At 61.8% G+C, this 1,498-nt stretch carries 4 protein-coding genes; all 4 read right to left on the reverse strand.

The annotated features are described in order from the left end of the window. On the reverse strand, positions 1 to 228 hold a 228-nt coding region (locus VBE63_RS29155; protein ID WP_323686469.1), incomplete at its 3' end, for a hypothetical protein. 61 nt (positions 229 to 289) lie between these two features. Continuing rightward, positions 290 to 715, reverse strand: a complete 426-nt coding sequence (locus tag VBE63_RS29160) for a putative toxin-antitoxin system toxin component, PIN family (protein WP_323686470.1) — start codon at positions 713 to 715, stop codon at positions 290 to 292. Next, positions 699 to 953: a hypothetical protein gene (locus VBE63_RS29165; RefSeq protein ID WP_323686471.1), complete on the reverse strand. Its 255-nt coding sequence runs from the start codon at positions 951 to 953 to the stop codon at positions 699 to 701. Before VBE63_RS29165 ends, VBE63_RS29160 begins: the two co-directional genes overlap by 17 nt. Positions 954 to 1,306: 353 nt before the next feature. Then, a partial coding sequence (locus tag VBE63_RS29170; RefSeq protein WP_323686472.1) for a hypothetical protein occupies positions 1,307 to 1,498 on the reverse strand: 192 nt, incomplete at its 5' end.

A 1,498-nucleotide genomic window follows, 5' to 3' on the forward strand; every position in this document is an offset into this window, starting at 1 on the left:
GTATTCGGTCACCGCGCGCTCGAAGACGTAGGCGTTCTGGCTGTTGTTGGCACTGGCCGGCTCGGGCTGGGGTAGATCGAGCAGGGTGCAGAGTTCGGTCAGGAACAGTTGCAGGTTGGCGCGCTCATTGCCGCCGCGGCTAATGGTGCTGTCGTTGCCGCCGCCCCAGCGTGTGATGAAGGCGTCGATATCGGCGCCGAGGTCAGCCTTTGAATCCAAATCACTCACAGCAGAGTCCCGTTGGTGTGTGCTTGTATCTCATCCATCCTGGCCGCCGGTGATGCGTCTGTCACAATGCCTGATCGGACAGCAGTCGTGCCAGCATTGAGGCTGAGATCACCGGCACGTCTCCATAGCGACCTCGTTCGAAGTCCGCATCCCCAGTGACGAGGCAATCCGGCGGCGGATCTGCAGTGGCAAGGACGACGAACGGCCTATCTTTTGGGTCGCGAATAGGCTGATCGGCAACCCCGGGCGAGAGCATTTCCGCAATGTCAGCGAGCCGATCAAGTAGAGCCTGGGGCTCGATCGTCGCGCGCCTGAAGAAGCGTTGCAGCCGTGGGCGCATCACCACGTCGCTGAGCTCCGCCAGCGTGTCGGCGCTAAAAACTGGCGTGATGCGTCCATCGAGCGCCGCGTCGACGATACAGCCCGGCGCGCCACCTGGATTGATCAGTCCCGAGACGAAGACGTTGGTATCAACGATGACGCGCACGTTGGCCGCGAACCTCGTCGACGAGTGCGGCGATTTCATCTTCACTAGGCGGGGCTGGCTCAGCAGCGATGCGCAGGCGTGCAACCAGATCGCGTAGCTGCTCGCGCGCCAGGGATCGATGCCTGGATTCAATGAGTAGTCCGCCCTTGATGCGCCGTACACAGGGCTCGGCGCCCACTTCTTCAAGGTACTGCGGCGGGATCAATAATCCGTTGCCTGCCAATTTTAGCTCAGTCATGGACGGTACCGATGGCGATGTTTGATGCATCCCAGTCTACACTGAGCTCCAATGGCCAGAGCATCTGCCAGCGCATTCGCCGGCGGCAACCCGAGTGTGATGCTCTTGATGATTCCTTGAGGGCAGTCGGGGAGGGGTTCGGTATGTCACCGGAACCCGACTTTGCTCGCATGCTGGCCCGTTCGGCGCGGCTGCTTGCCTGATGGTCTGGCGGTTAGCGTACTGGCGAGCTACGGCTGGGCCGAACTTTACTGCGCCCAGCTCAGCAGCGGCGAGTCCTACACCAAGCTCAAGCCCACCTATGCCATCTGGCTGCTGGCCCAAGACCTGCTCCCCCGATCCCAACCGCTCCCTCAGCGCGGCCGGTTGATCAGCGCCTCTGGCATCCGCCAGTGGTAGTGGATGGCGAGCATGCGGATCAGCACAATGGTGGCCGCGCCGAGCGCATAGCCAAGATCGGGCGGGAGTCCAACAAGCTGGGTTGCCAGAGCCTGCAGTAGTAGTCCGATGATGATCGGCGTCGCATAGAGTTCGGGCGAGACCAA

Origin of the sequence: Lamprobacter sp., assembly GCF_034860625.1 — a bacterium.
Classification (GTDB): Bacteria; Pseudomonadota; Gammaproteobacteria; order Chromatiales; family Chromatiaceae; genus Lamprobacter.